Here is a 21,691-nt window from a genome sequence, read left to right as displayed (position 1 = left end):
CCCTTGATTACAGATAGATTTTAAGCGAGCCTAGTCAGGCTCGCTTTGTTTTATTATGCGCAGTATCAGTTATTGATCCCGTTGCTTTATCAGGATAACCACCATGTTGCCCATGACGCCTAAGGCCAAGAAACGCCTCTTTCTGACCGTTGTGTTACTTGCAGGCCTATTTGCAACCCTCAAACTGACATACTGGGTGCATTTGCATCAAGGTAAAATCGAGATCCAAAAGCAATCGGAGAAACAACTAAAGGAATTAGTCAGTTTTCTCGATGGTGCACTATCGCGCTACGAAAGTATTCCCCACGTGCTCTCGACTAACCCAATGCTCGCCAATGTCCTGAACGACCAGCAGAATCCTGACAAAGTCCAAGAGCTTAATTTATATCTCGAAGAAATTCAGCATGTTACCGAAGCATCCGATATCTATCTGATTGATGCCTTAGGTATCGCCATTGCCGCCAGTAACTGGCAACAAAGTTTTTCCTTTATTGGCAAGGACTACTCCTTTAGACCCTATTACACAGATGCTATCTCGGGCAATCTAGGCCGTTATTATGCAGTGGGTACCAGCTCAGATAAGCGCGGATTTTATTTCTCTTACCCTATTTATCAACAAGGTGGTAAAGGCATACTTGGGGCCATCATAGTCAAAGTTAATATTGCCGACATAGAGCAACAAAGTACCAGTATCGCAATTGCGGGTCAGTATCAATTCCTTATCAGTGATCCTGAAGATATCGTCTTTATTTCCAGTATCGATGAATGGCGGTTAAAGTCATTAACCCCGCTTACCCAAGCCAAGCAATATGCCCTTAATGCCTCTAAACGCTATGCAGAACGTCCCATAGGAGAGTTGTTGATGAAGCCGCCCTATGAAAGTGGTAGTCAAGCTATGCTTTACCAACTGCAAACGGGTACAGACCATGAACAATACATGGACATCCACCAATCAATGGCTAAAGCAGGCTGGCGAGTACACATCTTAGCGCCAATCAAACCTTTACTGACCTCTTTGCCCGCGCTGATGTTACTGTCAGCTAGTATTTATCTTTTGCTGGCACTCAGCATCCTATTTAACGCCGAGCGCCGTCGCAATCTACACCGAATGCAACTAGCGCAAAGCCTTTTAGAACAGCGAGTTGAAGAACGTACTCAGGACTTACAGCAGGCCAACAATCAACTCAAAGATACTCAAGACGAGCTGATCCAAGCGGCAAAACTGACAGTAATCGGTAGTTTATCCGCCAGTATTAACCATGAACTCAATCAACCACTCGCGGCACTTCGCAGCTATGCCCAAAATACCCAAACTTTTCTCGCCCGTGATATGCAAGATAAGGCACTGGATAATATCAAGATTATTATTGAACTTACCGACAGATTAGCCGATATTGTTGGGCAATTTAAAAGCTTTACCCGCAAGAGCCAAGGCGCTGATAGCGCAACCGATATTGGCCGCTGTATCAAGCAAGCCCTGACCATAGTTCAACCTGCAATTGATAAACAGGGTGTTGAACTCGATGTGCAATTACCCAACAGCAACTATCAGGTTTGGGGGGATAAGGTTAGATTACAACAAGTGTTTGTCAACATTATGAGCAACGCAATTGTCGCTATGCAACAATCGGTTAAACGCCAATTGGTTATCCGCGTGACCAGTGAAGATAAGTTTTGCATCAGTATCCAAGATTCGGGCCCTGGTGTGCGTGAAAGCCAAATGGAGAAAATCTTCGAACCCTACTTTACCACCAACGAACGGCACGGATTGGGGCTAGGCTTATCGATTTCACAACGTATTATCGAATCCATGCAAGGCCAAATTAACGTTGCCAATGCCGAAGAGGGTGGCGCTATTTTCCAGATTATTTTACCTATTTACTTGCTCGAGGAACGTTAGTTTTATGAGTGTGCCCAATTCAATTCAAGATTATTCTGTTCTCATCATCGACGATGAGCCGCACATAGGCACAGTTCTCGTTCAACTATTTGAACTGGAGGGCATTAAGGCGCTCGCCACCACAGAACCCAAAGGTATCGCTAAGTTGCTGCATAAAGATTGGGCGGGAATGGTGATATCGGATGTCAACATGCCACAATTAGACGGCATCAGCTTAATGCAACAAATCCGTCTGCAAGATCCCGATCTCCCCGTCGTCCTACTCACTGGTTTTGGTGATATTGCCATGGCAGTCAATGCCTTAAAACAAGGCGCCTACGACTTTCTCGAAAAACCCTTTAATAACGAACATATACTCGATGTGGTTAAACGCGCCTTAGAAAAACGCAGTCTGACCTTAGAGAACCGCAAGCTTAAAAAGGATCTCGAAAGCCAAAGCGTACCGGGCCCTCGTATTTTGGGCAACAGTGTCGGCATCAACCGTATGCGCCACATCATAACGCAAGTGATAGATACGCCTGCGGATGTGTTAATTGAAGGCGAAACAGGTACAGGTAAAGAACTTGTTGCCCGCTATTTACACGACCACAGCAGCCGCAGCCAAGCTAACTTTGTCGCCATCAACTGTGGTGCAATCCCCGAAAACCTGATTGAAAGTGAACTCTTTGGCGCCGAAGCGGGGGCCTTTACTGGCGTCGATAAGATGCGCATTGGCAAATTTGAATATGCCAATGGTGGCACGTTATTTTTAGATGAAATTGAAAGTACACCACTGTCGTTGCAAGTAAAACTGCTGCGAGTGCTTGAAGATCGTAAGGTTGAACGTTTAGGGTCAAACAAAAGCATCAGCCTTGATATACGGGTAATCGCCGCCACTAAAGTAGATTTAAAGAGCCTGTGTGACACCGGGGAATTTCGCCAAGACTTGTTGTATCGCTTAAATCTGGTGACTGTACCCATCCCTCCCCTGAGAGATCGCCGTGAAGATATTCCGTTACTCTTTTTACACTTTGCCCGCGTCGCATCGGCACGCTATCACAAAGCGCTTATCGCCTTAAATGCAGAGCAAAACGCGATACTTACTTCCCACGACTGGCCAGGCAATGTGCGTGAGTTACGTAATCTCGCCGAACGCTTTGTGCTGCTGGGCGGAGAAGCCGCCTTTGCTGGCACGTTAGGCAATACTCCAAGCCTGCACTCGAGTATGTCCCTGCTACAAAGGGTAGAGTTTTTTGAACGGGTACTGATTGAAGAAGCACTTAGCCACAACAAGGGCAGCATTAAGCAGACCATGGAGCAGCTAGAACTGCCCCGCAAAACCCTCTACGACAAAATGCGTAAATACGATTTAGACCGCAAACAATACATTAATTCCGATGACTAAAGGACATATTTAAGCTTTAGACTAACGCCCGTTTGACATGAGTTTGATGGTAATGCAAACGGGTGATTGCTAAGGCGATCAAGGCTAATAAGGTTAACGATCCCATCACCACACCGCGCCACTGCGCCTCATGCCAAAACATCATCAAATAAGGGCCGCCAATCGCAGCACCTAAGTAATAACAACATAAATAGAGTGACGTCGCCTTAGCTCGATCACGACTGGCCCGCATTGCAACAAAGGAATTACAGCAACTGTGGGTTAGGAAGAACCCACAGGCGGTCATTAAAAAACCTAAGCTAATGGTTAAGGTCGTATCAAACAGGGTCAGTAAACTGCCGAGCAACATCACGCACCAAGACCACTGATACAACTTATGTTGACCAAATTTGGCGAGCCATTTCGCAGTGAAATACGACGCAATAGTCCCGCTGGAATAACACAGAAAAATCAAGGTGGCTTGGAAACGACTCCATTCATAGGGTGGATCCATCAAATGCAGTTGAATAAAGCTAAATTGATTCACCATCATCATAAAGGTCAAGCCGCCAATCGCGTAGACCAAACGCATTTGCGCATCGGTCAGATGATGACTAAAGCCATGAAGATCTTGCGCTAAACGGGCGCGTTTTGATAAGGAAGGCTCAGTGTTACTGGGTGACATCGACTGCGCATCGGCAAGTGAAGGCAGCAAATAGTTCACTAAAGCCACCCCCGCTAACGTCACTAGAAACAGCAACCACATAGATTCTTGCCAAGATAAAAACTGCGACATTAAACCACCTAGCAGACGTCCAACAATCCCGCCAATACTGTTCGCCATAATATAAATACCTGCGGCTTTCAGCATAATGCTCGGTGATAATTGTTCCTTAAAGTACGCCATGGCAATTGCAGGGACAGCAGCGAGTAATGCACCTTGTAGCAATCGCACTAGCACTAACCCATTAAAATCCGGCGCCCAGATTAATAGTAAGTTAGACAATGCCAATAACCACAAGCTGACAATAATTGGAGTGTGTCGACCGATACGATCTGACAGTACCGCATACAAGAGCAATGAAAAGGCTAAGGAAAAACTGGTCACCGACAGGATCAAGGTTGCTTTAGAGCCTGATACCGCAAAATGTTCCGCAATCAGCGGCAACATGCCTTGCATTAAATACAAGTTGATATAGACCACCACTGAAGCGACGCAGAGCGCCCACATCAATCGGGTGTCACGCTGTTTATTGTCAATCATAGTATCTAATACGGCTTGCACGGGAGCCTCGACCAAGTATCACTCATAGGATAGACAAAGATTATCACTGGGCATAACATAACAATAATAGATAATATCTATCGTAATCATTGATTTTTGTTATAGAAATAGCGCGCCAAAAGTACACATCTTGCCACTGATAAAATAGTACGAGCCCGATTAATGGATATTCGCCAACTCAAACATTTAGATGCCCTTGCCAATACCGGCAGCTTTACCGCCGCAGCCAAGAAACTGAATATGGCTCAGCCCGCGTTAAGTCAAAGTATCAAGCGCTTAGAGGTCGCACTCGGCGTCACCTTAGTCAATCGTACGAGCAACAAGAATGATAAACTGCTCACACTCACGGCCGAAGGTATAGTCCTGCATCAACACGCCACTTTGATCCTAAAACAAGTTAAGCAGGCCGAAGCGCAAATCCGCGCCATGGCCAATCTCACCTCGGGAGAGGTCCGCATTGCCGTGCCGGGCATGCTGGGTTCTTTCTATCTCCCCTCGCGCTTAATGGCTTTTCGGCATAAATACCCCGAGTTGAAACTATCACTGTTTGAAGGCGGGACGCGGGATGCACTGCGCATGTTGCAACAGGAAGAAGTGGATATTGCGATCATTACCGCCCAAGACCTACAGCCCGAATTTGATAGTCAGCTGTTGATCCGTGAGCAAATGGTGATCGCCATGGGTGCTGAACACCCTTTAGCAGAACATAGCGCTGTGAGTCTACATGACTTTTTCGACCATGAATTAGTGATGTTCAAGACAGGTTATTTCCACCGTGAGTGGATACTCTCTCAAGCCAAAGAATTAGGCAAAAAGCCCAATATTGCCTTCGAGACCAATTTGATTAATCTGATTAAACAGATTGTTTCCCAAGGATTTGGGATCACCAGTGTACTTGAGATGGCGATAAGCTCAAAAGATGACATTTTAGCTAAACCCTTCGATCCACCGGTATTTTTAAACCTCCATATTGCATGGAAAAAGCAGCGCCCTGTCAGCCAAGCAGACCGTGCCTTTGTCGATTTTTTAATGTCAAATCGCTAACCCAAACCAGCAAATACAAAAAGGGCTGATATCAATATCAGCCCTTCTCTCTTACCATTAAACCTTCCGATTTTACTCTGAGGGTTTAGCCTTGTTTACGACGACCAAAAGCAAAAGGTAGCAACAACAAGCTTAACCAACCTAAGGCACCACCATCATCTTTCTTGGCTGGTGTTTCAGTCACAGATACAGACACAACACTTGAATCTTTATTGCCGTGGTTATCAGATACTGTCAGTTGGAATGAAACAGTCTGAGCAGAGCCACTCACGTTTGGTGCAACGAGATTAAGCTTGGCCGCATTAGCGTCAAAGTTAAAGCTGGTGCCCCCTAACTGAGTCCATTTGTAGGTCAAAGGATCATTGTTGGCATCCGACGACTTGCTCGCATCGATGAACAAAGGTTTACCTTCTTGGACAGTGGCAGGAGCTTCAATCACAGCGACTGGCGCCACTTCTGGAACATCAAATTGATACTCCTGCTTCAAGATTTCAGCCGAGTCGTTATTCACTTTGTTGGTCAATGCCACTATGTTGCCTTGACTCGCCTTACGTGGCACTAAGTCAAACGTGACATCTAATGCCGCAGCAGCAGAGGCCATTTCGATAGTCCAAGTGATCTTATTGCCCACTTGTGCGCCTTGATGGCTAATATTAGCCACTTCGTGACCTTCTGGTAATAACGCCTCTAGGGTGTAAACACGGGTTTCTTGCGTTTTGTTCGCTTCGATACGTGTCTTCATCACTTTAGCGGTACCAGGTGTTAATTCACCAGAAACAGTACTGCCTAGAGGAGGTAATACGTCATCACTAACGCGCTCAAATACGACCGGAATTTTAACAGGTGCAACTTTGTCATCAGTGGTGGTCAGCGTCAGCATAGCGATGCCAGCATCTCCCACTAGCATCGCTTGTTTCCATGCTAAGTTGACATTGAAATCTTTATGATCACCCGTAAGATTTGCAGTTAAGTTATCACCCGCTTCATCGTATAAGGTTACTTGTTTCAAACTAAAGGCATCATCCGCATCGGCTGCAGATGCCTGATAGTTTTGTACAACGACAATATACTCACCCTTCACTGGGTTCTTAATGGATACACTTTCCTTTGAACCGCCAAACGCAGAAGATGCCGCTATAGAAAGCTTGCTACCGTCTTTCTTATCGAGTATCACAAACATGTCTAAGTCAGGAGAGGTTGTATTACCGATTGATGCATTGAAATATAAAGCTTTATCTTCAACATTAAAGCTAAATACTTTTACGCCATCGGCCAAATCATCAAATGCACTATCGGTATTTGAATCCTGTTTCACACTTGATTCATAAGTAGCGCTTAATTTAAGTGCAGTCACTGTCGCCGCAACACCCGGTAGATCAACCGCTTTCAAGTGCGCCAAATTGCGTTCATCGGCATCACGTGAGGCTGAAACATTAACCAAAGCAGGTAAATCGCGTTTAGCTATCTTAGCTACGATCGGCATATTAGCCGTTGGGAAAGTATCGGACGTTAATACTAAGTTACCAAAGCCCCAACTTGCACCGACGTCAGTCACATCCGCAGTCACTGTAATCGTTTGGCTTTCACCTTTTTTGAGATTAAAGCTTTCTGGCGTCACAGTTAACGCGAATTTATCCGTTGCGGAAACGCCTTTTGCAGTCCAGCTACCATCAGCCGTTGCAGTAACAGTACGTGTCCAAGTACAAGTATCGATACAACGTGAATCAGCCATGCTTGGAATGTTTAGCTTACGTGGATCGCCACCTGTCGAAGGATTAGCAATCTCGTAGTTTAAGGCACTTTCATCCATCACTAAGCCCGTTTTTGCCGCTAAATCAACACGAATACGACCGGCTCCTACGTCAAACGGATCAGCAACGGTTTTACCATCGGCTTTTTTCATGGCTTGGGCTGTCGTTGACGTCATCATTAGCGCAGAACGAATGTTGTCTGGCGTCCAATCCTTATGCAGCGATTTAAGTAACGCACCAGCACCGGCAACGTGAGGACTCGCCATTGAAGTACCTGACATCAAAGTGAAATCAGCAGGATCTGTACCTGTTTCATCATGGCCGAATTGTTGGTCGGAATAAGCTGCGTAGATGTCACTGCCCGGTGCAGCGACATAGGGTACGAGTACATCGTTAGTCAGATTAGGTCCAATCAATGAACTGGCAGATAAAACATCCGCTTCTTTACTGGCAACTTTAGGGGTTGGAGACAGCGTGATTTCAAGAGCAGGATTTGCCGCCATAGCAGCAATCAATTCTAAGCCATCAATATCACCAATAAATACCGCTGGAATATTCAATTTATCCAGCCCCGACATAGTCAGACGCGCATTATTTTCACCATCTCTATTGAAAACAATCACACCCTTAGCGCCAGCGGCCATTGCGGCGGCCACTTTGATATCGAATGAGCAAACACCGCGTCTTAAAACGGCGATCTTGTCTTTAAAGGCATCGGCTGGGAACGGTTTACAGGCTTCAAAATTGGTCGCATCGATTGCGCCAGCATAAAGGGGCACACCTTTGAGCACTTCAGTTTGAACCGGACCAGAACCAGCAGTGTAATGATAGTTTTTACCATTAAATTCCACGGCGCGTACTATGTCACGGTTATGAGTCGAGTTAGCGACCGAAGTATACCAAGGTGCATTTTTAGGCGTAGAGTAAGGTGTTTGATTAATCGCAGGGCTCGTGCTTGTCGCAGCACGTGTGTTACCCGCAGCCACTGCAGCAAAAATCCCCGCATTACGCGCGGCTAAAAAACCTTGTTCCGTCGCACTATTCCACGGGTTTCCACCACCACTGATAGAAAAGTTCAGCACATCGACGCCATCTTTAATCGCATCATCTAAGGCTTTTAAAATCGGTGCGGTCGGGCAGCCAGAATAAGTGTCGCCCGCATTACCCGGATTACAAATTTGATAAGCTATAATGTTTGCATGTGGTGCAACACCTGAGATTTGTTTAAATTCAAGGCCTGTCGCAATGCCATCGCTTTCTAACTTACCTGTTTCACCTTGCACATAAGGCACATTCACTAGGATGTTACCTGCTGCGGTACTCGCAACGTGAGTACCATGCCCACCGTAATCCTCACCATTTTTAGCTGGAGGGGTGTCACCAAACACTTTTGCATCGTCGTAGTTATTTGTTATCTCAGAGTAACTGCGAACTCCAATCAACTTGTCATTACACATGCTCGCGAAATCAGTTTTACAATCACCAATATAGATGCCTTGACCTAATGGGTTTGTGTGGTCATAGCCATCTTGGCCAACATCAGCGAATGAAGCATGATCTGAGTTAATACCTGAGTCGATAATACCGACGATCACGCCTTCCCCCATGGCTTTCGTGCCCGTCGCGCTGCCATCCCATACATTAGGAGAACCGATAAGCGCTTGACTGACATCGGTTTCCATTTGCTCCATACGCTCGCGCTCAACAAACGCAACCTCAGGTAACTCAGCCATTTTCTTCGCTTGAGCTTGAGTCATGCGAACCGCCATACCGTTTAACGCATACTGATATGTCGTTAATGGTTGCAGATTGGTGCCAATAGCCGCACTCGCGTTAGCTAAAAATCGGTTCTGTTTTACTTTCAAATAACTAACATAACTTTTGACTTCAGCTTTAGAAGCATCAAGTTTACCGTTCACAGCAACTTTTGAAGTACCGTTTACCTGCACTCTTTGTGAACTAGTCGCTTTTAATCCTGGAATAGTTCCTTGGTAATTAGCAACCGAACTATCGCGTAAACGAACGATATAAGTATATTCACCCTCACCTAAATCTGCTTCTGGTACAAACTTAACCTCAGCTCCGGCAGCGTTACCGCGTAATGAAGTGACTTGTAATTCACTTGGAATATCTAACTGCAAGGTTTCACCCGTAGGTGATAATACGGTTTGTGCATTTGCCGCCGACGATAACAGTGCCATAGACACTGCTAATGCTATTTTAGTTTTCATTGTGACTTCCCTAATTCTTATAAGTTGTATGATTTATAAAACTCAGGTTTGGATGGCATGAAAACGCTGCGGCAACCAAAAACATCACCCGTAACTGACATTTTTTATGAATAACCATTCAATTTACTGTGATGATGATCACTGAGTTTTATCGCGACAATTTGTAACACGCGATGATACAAATTAAAACAGCAAATTAACAGAACGTAACTCAGTAAATGATGAACGACCTCATACCTTGTTAAAATAAATCCATAGAACCTTTATCAGACTGTTTTATGCCCCAACGATAATTCGTAGTGTAAAAATCGATAAAAACAAATAATACACATTAAATCATAGAGTTAAACTCAACACTTAAGTGTCATCTCAAAAATAGCATTAGGTTAAACAGAATAAATCCCCGTAAATAAATACTCTTTTTTATAAATATCATTAGTTACAAAATAAACACAAAAGACCCCAAATAAAACAATAAAGAATCAAAAATGAAACATTAAATTAACAAATTGTATGCATTTTGTATTTGTATAATATTTTACAAAATGATACCCCTTATAAAAATTAACTAACTTATGCATTAATATTCTTAATCCTGTATAGAGCAAATTAATACTTAATCTCACATTTACAGCATAGCAAGCGGATTATTGACCACAAAAAAGCCCTTTCAATATCGAATTGAAAGGGCAAAATCTTCATCAATATAAAAACAATATTATTGCAGTTGTGGCCAGTGGTTAATTCGCCATCACCGCCTTCATTAACACTTCTGTCGTGAACTTATCATTATTGATAACTGGGAACCTGTCATAGGTTTGGAAGATCACTTGGTCTTGAAACTTGATCATCGCCACTACGCCATATTGGATACTTTTATCGATCGATTTAGCGGGCAGTGTAAATTTAAATGGCACAGGTGCTCTGGCGATATTGAAGGTTTTTTGTGCGACGACGACACCTGGAGTATTCAAATCAATAATGGCAATAATGATTTGGCAGCCTTGAGGTAATGGGATCTTCTCTAGATAGCCAGCTGCGCCATTGATGATAATCGGTTGTTCAGGTGTTACAGTCACGCAGCCATTGAGCAAGACAGCCATGAGAGAGAACAATATAAACGATTTTATTTTCAGATACATACTAACGTCCTTTTACCATGCGTATCAGGCCTTCTTGGGTAGAAGAAGCCACTAACTCGCCTTGTTGATTGAAAAACTGCCCTCTGACGTAACCTCTGCCACCGCTAGCATTAGGGCTATCGATACTGTAAAGCAACCACTCTCCCATATTAATCGGGCGGTGGAACCACATCGCATGGTCGATCGTCGCCATTCGTACCCCAGGACTTAAGAAGGATACACCGTGGGGCTGAGCTGCCGTGACTAAAAAGTTAAAGTCTGAGGCATAGGCGAGTAAATATTCATGGATATGGGCATCATTTGGCATAGGACCATTAGCCCTCATCCAAACATAACGGTACGGCTCGGTTTCTTTAGGCGCAAAAGGGTGTAGTGGATTGACCAATCGCATCTCAATTGGCGCATCGGCCATAAACTTTTCAAGTATGCTCGGCGGTACTTTATCCCGCATCGTCAGCGCCAATTCCTGCTGATTCAACAAACCTTCAGGTCCGGGCACTTGCGGCATAGCGGCTTGATGACTAAAGCCTTCCTCAGGTTCTTGGAAGGAGCAGGTCATATGAAAAATAGGGCGACCTTTTTGAATAGCACTAACCCGACGAGCGCTAAAACTACCGCCATCACGCATATTTTCTACTTCGTAAACAATCGGCAACTTCTCGTCACCTGCACGTAAAAAGTAGGAGTGTAATGAATGGATCTTACGCTCAGCAGCTACTGTCTGTTTTGCGGCGCTCAGTGCTTGGCCCATCACTTGACCACCAAACACATGCCCAAAACCCAGATCTTGGCTTTGACCACGAAAGAGGCCAATTTCAATTTGCTCAAGGGAAAGTAATGATAAAAGATCGTCTAATACCTGACTCATGGGATCCTACTGCGTAATTAGCAATTAATCTTAAAGGGTAACTCAGTTAGCCTTAGGCTGACCAGTCTTCTATCGATTATTCACAATCAAATCATCACTCCAACGGTGAGGAATTAAACGAGGCACGCTGGATTATCATGTTGTTTATTGTGGTTAGCATCTACGGCCATTTACTGCATTTAAATCGCTATAGATGCAGGCTTAGTTCAAATACAAGCATGATGAATCAATCGATTTTAATGTGATGTTCTAGCGCACTTAACTTAGACCAAGACAACACTTTATCCTCTCCACAGGAGTGCAAAGTCACGGGGAAGGATTGGTGTAACTGTGGCCACTGCTGCGCGAGGTTATCTGGCGTAAAAAGACCTTCATTAAAATACATAGGCTGAAATTCAACAAACATGCCGTGGCTAACACTGCCCGCTCCGGCGAGTAGATGTTGACCATTTGGCGCCTGTTCACTCACCAAGAAAGCCGTAGTAGCAGTTAATGATTCAAAGGAAAATAGCGGCTGAATCGCACTCGCTAAATGTTTGGCCGTCATCGCAGTTACGGCCTGAGGGCATAAACTATTGACTCGAATATTATGGATTTCACCTTCTAATGATAAGCTATTCACCATGCCGACCAGCGCCATCTTGCTTGCACTAAAACCAACTTGGTGCAAGTCACCGAACAAGGCCGAGGCTCCCGTTGTCATCATTATCCGGCCAAAATGCTGTTGTTGCATATAAGGCCAAACAGCTTGAGTGAGATAAAAGCTGCCATTGAGATCGACATCCAATTGCCGTTGCCACTGCTCAAGTTTAATGTGCTCAAAGGGACAAGCACCATAAACGCCCGCGTTATTAATCAAGATATCAATGCGATGCCAGCGTAGGATCACCTCTTCAATCATGCTATTCACTTCATTTCGCTGACTCACATCAAGCACAAAATAAATGCAATCTCCACCGAGTTTAATAATGCTGCAATAGGTCTGCATTAATTCTAAGTTAGCTTGGCTCGTCTGAGCGCCGTCGGTGGAAATTGACTCATAAGACGATAACGGCTGGTCGACGAGTATCACTTTTGCCCCCCGTTCAGCCAACATGATGGCATACGCTCGACCTAACCCAGCCGCAGCCCCAGTGACTAATGCCACCTGATTGTCAAAACGCATCCAAATATGTCCTTATCGGCATTGTTGTAGCGGCAAAAAATAACGAGCATAGGGTAGCAACCGCCTATGCTATCTACTAAACAGAGTATTTAGCGTTATGCCTATGTCATGGACAGCACAAAGCCTCCATAAACATTAACTATGGAAACACAGACTTTTTTGATTTTCTTTGAACTTAACGACAAATCTCATCCTGCATCAGTGAACATATGTGCGCCAATTCAAACTCTGTTAAATGCGTTTATTAGATAGTGCTCACTTTCGTGTTAAATCTTGTTATGCTATGCGCTAATTGAGCCCTTGCTCGGTACCATTTCCATTTACCAATAACGACTGGACGCCATGAATCCTTGGATTTTAGCAATAAGACCCCGTACGCTACCCGCGGCCATAGGTCCCCTACTGATAGGCAACATTCTCGCCCTGCATCTTGAGAGTTACAGCTGGTTAATCGCTGCCACTTCAATGTTGTGTGCTGTCTTATTACAAATCGCCGTCAACCTCGCTAACGACTATTTTGATTTTAAAAACGGCATAGATACAGACGAGCGCTTAGGGCCCGTTCGCGTGACTCAAAGTGGTTTAATTTCACCAACAAGCGTTCGCAATGCCATGATATTTTGTCTCTTAATGGCGCTTGCCGTGGGATCATATCTGATTTGGCACGGAGGCTGGCCCATCGCCATTCTCGCCGCAGCCGCTATTTTAGGTGCTCTTGGCTACAGTGGTGGCCCCTATCCCCTCGCCTCCCATGGGCTCGGTGAAGTCGCGGCATTTGTCTTTTTTGGCTTAGTTGCAGTGGTGGGCAGTTATTATTTGCAGGCGGGCGATACGACTATTAATGCTTGGTTATTAGGCTGTGCAATTGGCTTATTCAACGCTGCGATTATGTTGGTGAATAACACTCGCGATATCCGTACCGACACCCAAGCGGGCAAGCATACTCTAGCGGTACGTATTGGCGAAGCTCAGGCAAAAGTGCTTTATCAAGCTTTAATCTATTTGCCCTTTGGCTTAGTCATCGCTGGCTTTTTATTCGGTATTTTACCCGGCTTACCAGTACTACTTGCGGGATTATCTCTGCTTATTGCCCGCAAACTCAGTAGCGATTTTTATGCAGTTTCTGGTGAAGCCTTAAATCCGTTACTCGGCCGCACAGCTAAGTTAACCATGATTTTCAGTACCTTGTTTAGCGTAGGTTTAGTGTTTACCGCATAAGAGTAAATCCGCTAAGCTAATGCTACACCACAGCTCAATGCTGAATATAAAAAGGTTCATATCTTCGATAGATACGAACCTTTTTTATTGGCCGCAGCACGACTCCAATTTGGCTTATTATCGACGAGGGAAATCCTACCCTCCATTTATTGCCAGATATAACCAGAGATCAAAGTGTTTAACAAAATACCATTAAAGTTGCGTTCGGCATGGGATGAACCATTATGGCCTGCACCAAAACACACATGTAGCGGTAATAAATGCTCTTCCCGCGGATGACTAAAACGCGCTTCAGGGGCTGATTGCCAATGAGTTAACGCTGTTTTTACCTCGGCAGAACTAACACTTGCCGTTAAAGTTTGCGTCAACCAATAATCAAATTCTGCACTGCGTCTTTGCACTGTGAGATCGCTTGAGAAAAATGCCCGCATATTGTGAAACGACATGCCAGACCCCACGATCAACACCCCTTGGTCCCGCAGCGGCGCTAAAGCCTCCCCAATCGCTATATGGGTTTTAGGATCGAGGCTGTGGACTAACGACATCTGCACCACGGGAATATTCGCCTCAGGATACATCAACTTAAGTGGTACAAAGGTACCGTGATCGAATGCGCGTTCGCTATCTAAGCGGGCGGCGATGCCCTTATCCGCTAGCATATTCGCAATCTGTGCGGCTAATTCTGGCTCACCGGGTGCAGGATATGTCAGCTGATAAGCCTCAGGTGGAAATCCATAGTAATCATACAAAATACTTGGCTTTGGGCTACTCGACAAAGTCACCACAGATTCTTCCCAATGGGCAGTGATCAACACAATCGCCTTCGGAGTTGGCATTGGCGCTGTTACTGAAGTTAAAAATGCACGCAACTCCCTATGATTAACATCATTGAGCAAAGGCATAGGGCCACCACCATGGGGCACAAATAGCACAGGCATACGACTCGCGTTAACTTGCATCATAATCCTCTCGTGTTGATTAACTTATATCTGTACTACTGGCTTTAAACTCAGCATTTCTCACTTAACTCACTGTTCTACACAACACTTCAATGCATGCTTAAAATGCTGAACGACTCTGCACCAACTGCCGCTGAAATCGCACTAAACGCTCAATAATTTCATCCAGTTTAATAATCAGAAAGAGTCCTGCCGATAAGCTCAATGCCGGCAGTGCATTAATCGGCGCTTCATAGTTAAAGTGGAAATAAATCGCCCCCAGCATAATCGCCAGTAAACCGCTCGCCGATAGCACTCGGTAGTCACGTAGACACAATCCAAGGGCGCCAATCACTTCCATCAAACCAATAAAATAACCAAAACCAGTGGGAAGATTCATTAATGTGAACGGAACATGGAACATAGACACGCCAAATAACTTGGCAAATCCCGAGATGAAAAACACTATGCTCATCGCCAATGTGACGGTTGCAGCGGCGCGATTGAGTGTATTGGCACAAAGGAATAACTTCTGTGTATCAACCTCTGCAACTAAGCCATTGATACTTGAACCCTTGGTATTACATAAGTTTGAAAATCGCATCGCACACACCCCATTAAACGTGATATTTGCCGTCAGTCTTGGGTATAAATTCGCAGACGACGAGCGAGAATGGAATCGATTATGAGCCGATAAAAGATAAATAAATATGGAATAAAATCTAATATCTCATAAACTAATAATTTACGACTTGCGAGCAATCCCAGTGACCTTAGACCAACTGCTGATGTTTAAAACCGTGGCTGAGGCGGGCTCACTCAAAGCTGCTAGTGACAAGCTACATAAAACCCAACCCGCCATTAGCCAAAGTATCAAACAGTTAGAATCCCAACTCGATCTTATCCTGTTTAATCGCGAAGGTTATCGACTCGCTATCACTGAGCAAGGTCGAAAACTGCTGCAACATACCCTGCGGGTACTGAATGAAGCGCAAGAAATGAAGCAAGTAGCGAAGCATTTAGCCAAAGGTAACGAAGCAAGCATCACCTTAGCTTTTGAAGCCTCCTTTAATCTCGCTCGAATTTTGCCGATTTTAGAGCTGACTCAAAATGAGTTTCCCTATACCCAAATTATTCTCAAACAAGAGTTTTTAACTGGTGCACTCGAAGCGCTGAATCAAGATAAAGCTGAAATCATCATCTCCGCAGGCGGAATTGAGCCCATACGCTCGAGTCATTTAGAATTAGCCTATTTATTTTCCGGTAGCCTTCTCGATGTTGCCGCGCCGCGCATGCTTGAGCGTCATCCGACACTGACCTACGCACGAGAGCTCGTTAATGAATACCAAATCGTGATCCAAGATACGGGCTCAGGCACTGCGAATATTGAGTTTGGGGTACAGGCGGGGCAACGACGTTGGTATGTTAATGATTTTTACACTAAAAAAATGCTTATTCAAAGTGGTATGGGCTGGGGCAAGCTGCCGCACTATATGATTGTAGATTCACTCAAACAGGGCGCGTTGATTGCACTGGATCTGCGTGAAAGGCAAAACAACATTCAACTCGATTACTATGTGATGCGAAAACCCCACTCACCTTTAGGCCCTGTCGCCCAAGCACTCTGGCAAAAGCTGATCGCCTTTTCATCTGAGCTGAATACTTAGGAATTCAAGCTTAAGATTTAACTTAGTGACTTAAAATGAATTGAAGTCAAAAAGTCATAAGCCGTTATAAAATCATCGACCATAAAAAAACGCCCCTTGATAAGGGGCGTTTTTCATTTTGTTAGTGGGCAGAACCTTAGACTAAACCTTAGCTAAGGTGCGCTCTTTAGCGCTCCAATCTAAGTGATATTTCTCGCCTGCTGGGGTATCGATACGTTCAAAGGTATGAGAGCCGAAAAAGTCACGCTGACCTTGGAGTAAGTTCGCTGGTAATGTTTCGCAGCGGTAACTGTCGTAATATGCCAGTGCTGAGCTAATACACGGCGCTGGAATACCTTGCATTACCGCAGTCGCTACCGCAGTGCGCCATAGGCCTTGCTTTTCAGACAAGGCAGACGCAAAACTGTCCGCCATCAACAGATTGCTAAGATCAGATTTGTCTTCATAGGCTTGAGTGATTGATTGCAAGAAAGTCGCGCGAATAATACAACCCGCACGCCAAATTTTTGCAATTTCAGCAAAGTCTAACTGCCATTTTTGTTCATGAGCCGTCATCGCCATCAACTGGAAGCCTTGGGCGTAACAACACACTTTCGCGCAATATAACGCGCTTTCAAGGGCTTCAATCAACAGTGCTTTTTGTGCGTCATCGATAACAGGTGCATTTGGCCCAGCCAATTTCTGGCTGAGTTGTAGACGTAAGGATTTTTGGGTACTTATGGCGCGCGCATACACAGCTTCAGCAATCGTCGGCGCCGGACAGCCAATTTGTAAACTGCTCACGGCCGTCCACAAACCCGTGCCTTTTTGGCCCGCTTTATCTAAGATCATTTCCACCAGCGGTTTACCCGTTAATGGATCGACCTGTTTTAATACTTCGGCACTGATCCCCATCAAATAGCTGTTTAAACTGCCTTTGTTCCAGCGTTCAAACACATCGCCCACTTCCGATGCACTCATGCCTAAACCGTCATGCAGCATTTGATACGCTTCGCAAATCAACTGCATATCAGCGTATTCGATACCGTTGTGCACCATTTTCACATAATGGCCAGCACCCGCGGGGCCAATATAAGTCGTGCATGGCTCGCCTTCTGTCACTGGATTACCCGGCTCGAAGCGTTCGATAGGTAGCCCAGTTTTGGTATCAACCTTAGCGGCAATCGCTTTCCAAATCGGCGCAACATGGTGCCATGCATCGATATCACCGCTAGGCATAAGTGAGGGTCCAAAACGCGCACCGACTTCGCCGCCCGAAACTGCAGAGCTGAAAAATACAAACTGCCCTTTGTAGCGCGCTTCACGCTCAACAGTGTCAGTCCATAAACTGTTTCCTGTGTCGATAACAATATCGTCGGACTCAATTCCGGCAGAAATCAAGGCACTACAGACACCATCGACGGGGGCACCAGCAGGAACAGAAAGCACAAGAATACGGGGTTTTGTGAGACTGGCTAACATTTCGGTAAGATTAGCACAGCCAAGAATGCGAGATTCGAGTCCAGCACGTTCCTGTTTTTCTTGCTGTATTACACCATTAACTTTAACAGGATCGAGGTCAAACGCGCTGACGTGATATTGGTTATCTGCGATGTTTAGCGCAAGGTTTTTACCCATAACACCAAGGCCAATTACGCCGATATCATTAAGATTGCTGTGGTTTTGCATTATATTATTCCCACGGGTCACAGAGGTTAGAGCTAACCAATTTTGAGGCGTAATTATACCGATCTTTGTAACTTAATTACCAGAGACATACGATTGGCAATTTCGATTGTGCCGAAAGTACCAATCGTTTAGGTCTCATTTTATCCAATATAAGCGTCAATTAATGGGCGAGTTTAAGCCCTAAAACCCCCAGTAAGATCAGTATCAAACTGGTGATTTTCAGTAAGCTAACGCCTTCTCCTAAGAGGATAATTCCCGCAATCGCCGTACCCATAGCACCAATGCCGACCCACACGCCGTAAGCCGTACCAATAGGCAAATGCTTAACCGCGAGTCCTAGTAGCAACACACTCACTGCCATCGACGCTACTGTAAAGATACTTGGCCACAAACGCGTAAAACCGTCGGTATATTTAAGCCCTATAGCCCAACCAATTTCAAATAAACCCGCAAGAACTAATAAGAACCAACTCATAGTGAACTCCCATAAAGGGGTCGTCCCCATGTTAGATTAGGCGTATTTAGGGTCGTCCCTAAGCCATTTGATTACAGTAAAACTGTAGGTGATATAGCTGTACGTGATGAGAATGCAAGACTAGCAAATTTGAGGTGAAAATTTCAATCTTTGATTTTGCCGAAATAAGAAATGCCATGCGCAAAAAGGCGATAGCAAGCTTGGTCAGTTTACTATCGCCTTAATATTTCAACTCTCTATAAGACCTTTACACTCTTCCTATAAAAGCCTTTACGCTCTATTTCTTACACTAAAGCATCGGCATAACCCATGCGAGTGAGCGCGGTACGCACTAACTCTAAGGTCTGTGGATCTTCTATAGTCGCTGGCGCGGTATATTGCTGATTATCGGCAATTTTTCGCATAGTACCGCGTAAAATTTTACCAGAGCGCGTTTTAGGTAATTTTTGAATCGCACTCACTAACCTAAAGGAGGCGACGGGACCAATTTCTTGGCGTACTAGGGTTATTAACTGTTTATGCAGCTCTTCATCACTAATCGTCACGCCTTTCTTGAGTACCACTAATCCGAGGGGAACTTGGCCCTTAAGCGCATCATCTACCCCAATTACCGCGGCTTCGGCCACATCAGGGTGTTGACATAACACTTCTTCGAAGCGCCCCGTCGATAGCCTGTGCCCCGCTACATTTATGATGTCATCGATACGACTCATAATGTAGAGATAGCCGTCTTCATCGGTATAACCCGCATCGCCAGTTAAGTAGTAACCCGGATACATAGACAAGTAACTATCTTGATAGCGTTGATCATTTTGCCACAGTGTCGTCAATGTCCCCGGCGGTAGAGGCAATTTAATCACCACATTACCCGAAGTATTGGCCGCAACTTGCTCACCTAATTCGTCCAGCACTTCAACCGCATAACCTGGCACAGGTAAAGCTGGCGAACCCGGTTTAATGGTAACTGGTGCTGTACCCATCAAATTTGCTGCGACAGGCCAGCCCGTTTCGGTTTGCCACCAGTGATCAATAACAGGTTTAGCGAGTTTAGTGTGTGCCCAGACTAAGGTATCGGGATCGCAACGCTCCCCCGCCAAAAAAACATATTTAAGACAAGCTAAATCAACACCTTGTAGATACTCACCATCAGGGTCTTCACGCTTGATTGCGCGAATAGCCGTCGGCGCGGTGAAGAAGCTTTTGACCTTATATTTGGCAATCGTGCGCCAAAATGCGCCGGGATCTGGCGTACCGACAGGTTTGCCTTCATACATTAAGGTTGTAGCGCCCACCAGCAGCGGTCCGTACACAATGTAAGAATGACCCACAACCCAACCCACATCAGACGCAGCCCAAAACACATCACCCGCTTGAATATCGTAAATATGCTGCATCGACCAAGCCAGAGCCACGGCATGGCCACCATTATCGCGTACCACACCTTTAGGCTGACCCGTGGTGCCTGAGGTATAAAGCACATACAAGGGATCGGTAGCCTTAAGCGCGACACAGTCGGCCTTAGGTGCAGTTGCTAATGCGGCTTGCCAATCTAAGTCACGGCCCTCAAGCAAATCAGCCTGATACTGGCTACGATTCAAAATTAGGCAGTGATCAACCTGATGCACTGACTGAGCTAACGCTTTATCTAACAGAGGCTTGTAAGGGATCACGCCCGAAGGCTCAATGCCACAGGATGCCGACAAGACCAATTTAGGCTTAGCATCATTGATCCGAGTCGCGAGTTCATTGGCGGCAAAGCCACCAAAAACCACCGAATGAATCGCACCTATGCGGGCACAGGCCAGCATAGCGAAGGTGGTTTCCGGCACCATAGGCATATAAATCACCACACGGTCGCCCTTCCCTATACCAATAGATTGCATAAAGCCCGCGAGTCGGCTCACTTGAGCCTGTAACTCCCCGTAGCTAATGTCGTATTCAGTATCAGTAACAGGACTCACATACTGGATAGCCACTTGGTCACCGCGTCCAGCCAACACATGGCGGTCAACGGCGTTATAACAAGTGTTCATCTCACCATCGGCGAACCAGTGATAAAACGGTGCCTGCGATTCATCGAGCACAGTTTGCGCCGGCTTAATCCAATCGAGCGTCTTCGCCGCTTCTCCCCAGAATTCGGCTTTATTAAGCAAGGATGCTTGGTGCAACGCTTGATGTTTTTGTTGGTTCTGTTTTTGATTTGTGGCTTGCGCTACAGATGCATTTTGCTGTTCGGTCAACATATGTCCTCCAATCAGGACTGCGACTCACATCGTCAGCCGCAATAACTACCCCTTCCTGCTTCTATTATTAGCAAGGAGGTCTAAAGCCCACTATTAGACGTTAGCCTATAACCAGAAGATATTTGTGGTTTTATGTGAGAACACTAATTTAAAGCACACGTTTTAATCTCGCTGCACAGGCTGATGGCAATTGGGATTGACACTTTTTTGCCAACAGAATAAAAGCCAAAATCTTTACCTTTACGTAAACTTCATATATCTTGCTTAAAACTGATTATTTAGGGTGCATGAATGAGCGCAACGAACACACCACAAACGACTTACTCGATCAGTGATCTCTCAAAAGAGTTTGATATCACTACTCGTAGTATTCGTTTTTACGAAGACCAAGGTTTGCTTAAACCTAAACGCCGCGGCCAAACCCGTATTTATAGCCTCAAAGACAGGGTGCGTCTCAAGCTCATTCTTCGCGGTAAACGCTTGGGCTTTTCTTTGGCAGAAACCCGTCGTTTGTTCGAATTATACGATGCCGACAAGAGCAGCACCTCACAGCTCAATACCATGCTGGCGCTAGTGGAAGAAAAGAAGTCCGCACTACAACAGCAAATGGACGACATCAAAGTCGTATTAATGGAACTCAATTCCGCCGAGCAGCAGTGCCGTTTAGCCTTAGAAGATAACAAAACGGCAAAAGCCTAAATCCCCGTTAACACAAAATCAAATCAATTTGATG

Annotated in this window: 16 protein-coding genes; 6 read left to right on the top strand and 10 right to left on the bottom strand. The window is 45.2% G+C overall.

The window, feature by feature from the left end:
* Positions 1-103 precede the first annotated feature (103 nt).
* The gene (locus tag HUB64_RS19985; protein ID WP_173497700.1) at positions 104-1,900 is read left to right on the top strand and encodes an ATP-binding protein; all 1,797 of its coding nucleotides are present in this window, start codon (positions 104-106) and stop codon (positions 1,898-1,900) included.
* A gap of 4 nt (positions 1,901-1,904) precedes the next feature.
* Entirely contained in the window at positions 1,905-3,284 is a 1,380-nt protein-coding gene (locus HUB64_RS19980) for a sigma-54 dependent transcriptional regulator (protein WP_173497699.1), read from the top strand.
* Positions 3,285-3,300: 16 nt separating this feature from the next.
* Here HUB64_RS19980 and HUB64_RS19975 read toward each other — a convergent pair whose 3' ends face one another.
* Positions 3,301-4,548, bottom strand: a complete 1,248-nt coding sequence (locus HUB64_RS19975) for an MFS transporter (protein ID WP_173497946.1) — start codon at positions 4,546-4,548, stop codon at positions 3,301-3,303.
* Positions 4,549-4,710: 162 nt separating this feature from the next.
* On the opposite strand from HUB64_RS19975, the gene HUB64_RS19970 reads away from it, so the two are divergent.
* Positions 4,711-5,592, top strand: a complete 882-nt coding sequence (locus HUB64_RS19970; protein WP_028761094.1) for a LysR family transcriptional regulator — start codon at positions 4,711-4,713, stop codon at positions 5,590-5,592.
* A gap of 85 nt (positions 5,593-5,677) precedes the next feature.
* Here HUB64_RS19970 and HUB64_RS19965 read toward each other — a convergent pair whose 3' ends face one another.
* The 4 genes from HUB64_RS19965 to HUB64_RS19950 form a co-directional block, all read right to left on the bottom strand.
* Complete coding sequence (locus HUB64_RS19965; RefSeq protein ID WP_173497698.1) at positions 5,678-9,574, bottom strand: S8 family serine peptidase; 3,897 nt, start codon at positions 9,572-9,574, stop codon at positions 5,678-5,680.
* 740 nt (positions 9,575-10,314) lie between these two features.
* On the bottom strand, positions 10,315-10,716 hold the full coding sequence (locus HUB64_RS19960) for a YbaY family lipoprotein (protein ID WP_168824317.1): 402 nt from the start codon (positions 10,714-10,716) through the stop codon (positions 10,315-10,317).
* A 1-nt stretch (position 10,717) separates the two neighbouring features.
* Positions 10,718-11,584, bottom strand: coding sequence for an acyl-CoA thioesterase II (gene tesB / locus HUB64_RS19955; protein WP_028761097.1), 867 nt, complete (start codon positions 11,582-11,584; stop codon positions 10,718-10,720).
* A gap of 226 nt (positions 11,585-11,810) precedes the next feature.
* A complete protein-coding gene (locus HUB64_RS19950; RefSeq protein ID WP_028761098.1) occupies positions 11,811-12,749 on the bottom strand; it encodes an SDR family NAD(P)-dependent oxidoreductase in 939 nt (312 codons plus the stop codon).
* Between the two features lie 342 nt (positions 12,750-13,091).
* On the opposite strand from HUB64_RS19950, the gene HUB64_RS19945 reads away from it, so the two are divergent.
* Positions 13,092-13,967, top strand: a complete 876-nt coding sequence (locus HUB64_RS19945; protein ID WP_028761099.1) for a 1,4-dihydroxy-2-naphthoate polyprenyltransferase — start codon at positions 13,092-13,094, stop codon at positions 13,965-13,967.
* Between the two features lie 146 nt (positions 13,968-14,113).
* Here the strand turns inward: HUB64_RS19945 and HUB64_RS19940 are convergent, their stop codons facing one another.
* Together HUB64_RS19940 and HUB64_RS19935 are read right to left on the bottom strand one after the other, a co-directional pair.
* Positions 14,114-14,929 (bottom strand): class III extradiol ring-cleavage dioxygenase, encoded by an 816-nt coding sequence (locus HUB64_RS19940; protein WP_173497697.1) that lies wholly within the window; start codon positions 14,927-14,929, stop codon positions 14,114-14,116.
* A gap of 97 nt (positions 14,930-15,026) precedes the next feature.
* Positions 15,027-15,509 carry a DoxX family protein gene (locus tag HUB64_RS19935; RefSeq protein WP_173497696.1) on the bottom strand — a complete coding sequence of 161 codons (483 nt, stop codon included), beginning with the start codon at positions 15,507-15,509 and terminating at the stop codon, positions 15,027-15,029.
* A gap of 163 nt (positions 15,510-15,672) precedes the next feature.
* Between HUB64_RS19935 and HUB64_RS19930 the strand changes: the two genes are divergently transcribed.
* Positions 15,673-16,572 carry a LysR family transcriptional regulator gene (locus tag HUB64_RS19930; RefSeq protein ID WP_173497695.1) on the top strand — a complete coding sequence of 300 codons (900 nt, stop codon included), beginning with the start codon at positions 15,673-15,675 and terminating at the stop codon, positions 16,570-16,572.
* A gap of 141 nt (positions 16,573-16,713) precedes the next feature.
* Here HUB64_RS19930 and gndA read toward each other — a convergent pair whose 3' ends face one another.
* The 3 genes from gndA to HUB64_RS19915 form a co-directional block, all read right to left on the bottom strand.
* Positions 16,714-18,240: an NADP-dependent phosphogluconate dehydrogenase gene (gene gndA, locus HUB64_RS19925; RefSeq protein WP_173497694.1), complete on the bottom strand. Its 1,527-nt coding sequence runs from the start codon at positions 18,238-18,240 to the stop codon at positions 16,714-16,716.
* A 160-nt stretch (positions 18,241-18,400) separates the two neighbouring features.
* Positions 18,401-18,715 carry a quaternary ammonium compound efflux SMR transporter SugE gene (gene sugE / locus HUB64_RS19920; protein ID WP_173497693.1) on the bottom strand — a complete coding sequence of 105 codons (315 nt, stop codon included), beginning with the start codon at positions 18,713-18,715 and terminating at the stop codon, positions 18,401-18,403.
* Positions 18,716-18,999: 284 nt separating this feature from the next.
* The gene (locus HUB64_RS19915; RefSeq protein WP_173497692.1) at positions 19,000-20,958 is read right to left on the bottom strand and encodes a propionyl-CoA synthetase; all 1,959 of its coding nucleotides are present in this window, start codon (positions 20,956-20,958) and stop codon (positions 19,000-19,002) included.
* 291 nt (positions 20,959-21,249) lie between these two features.
* Between HUB64_RS19915 and HUB64_RS19910 the strand changes: the two genes are divergently transcribed.
* Positions 21,250-21,657 carry a MerR family DNA-binding transcriptional regulator gene (locus HUB64_RS19910; RefSeq protein WP_006082318.1) on the top strand — a complete coding sequence of 136 codons (408 nt, stop codon included), beginning with the start codon at positions 21,250-21,252 and terminating at the stop codon, positions 21,655-21,657.
* The last annotated feature ends 34 nt before the right edge of the window (positions 21,658-21,691 follow it).

The organism is Shewanella sp. ISTPL2, from assembly GCF_013283205.1.
GTDB classification, from domain to species: domain Bacteria; phylum Pseudomonadota; class Gammaproteobacteria; order Enterobacterales; family Shewanellaceae; genus Shewanella; species Shewanella oncorhynchi.
This window is presented reverse-complemented; position numbering and strand designations above follow the sequence as displayed.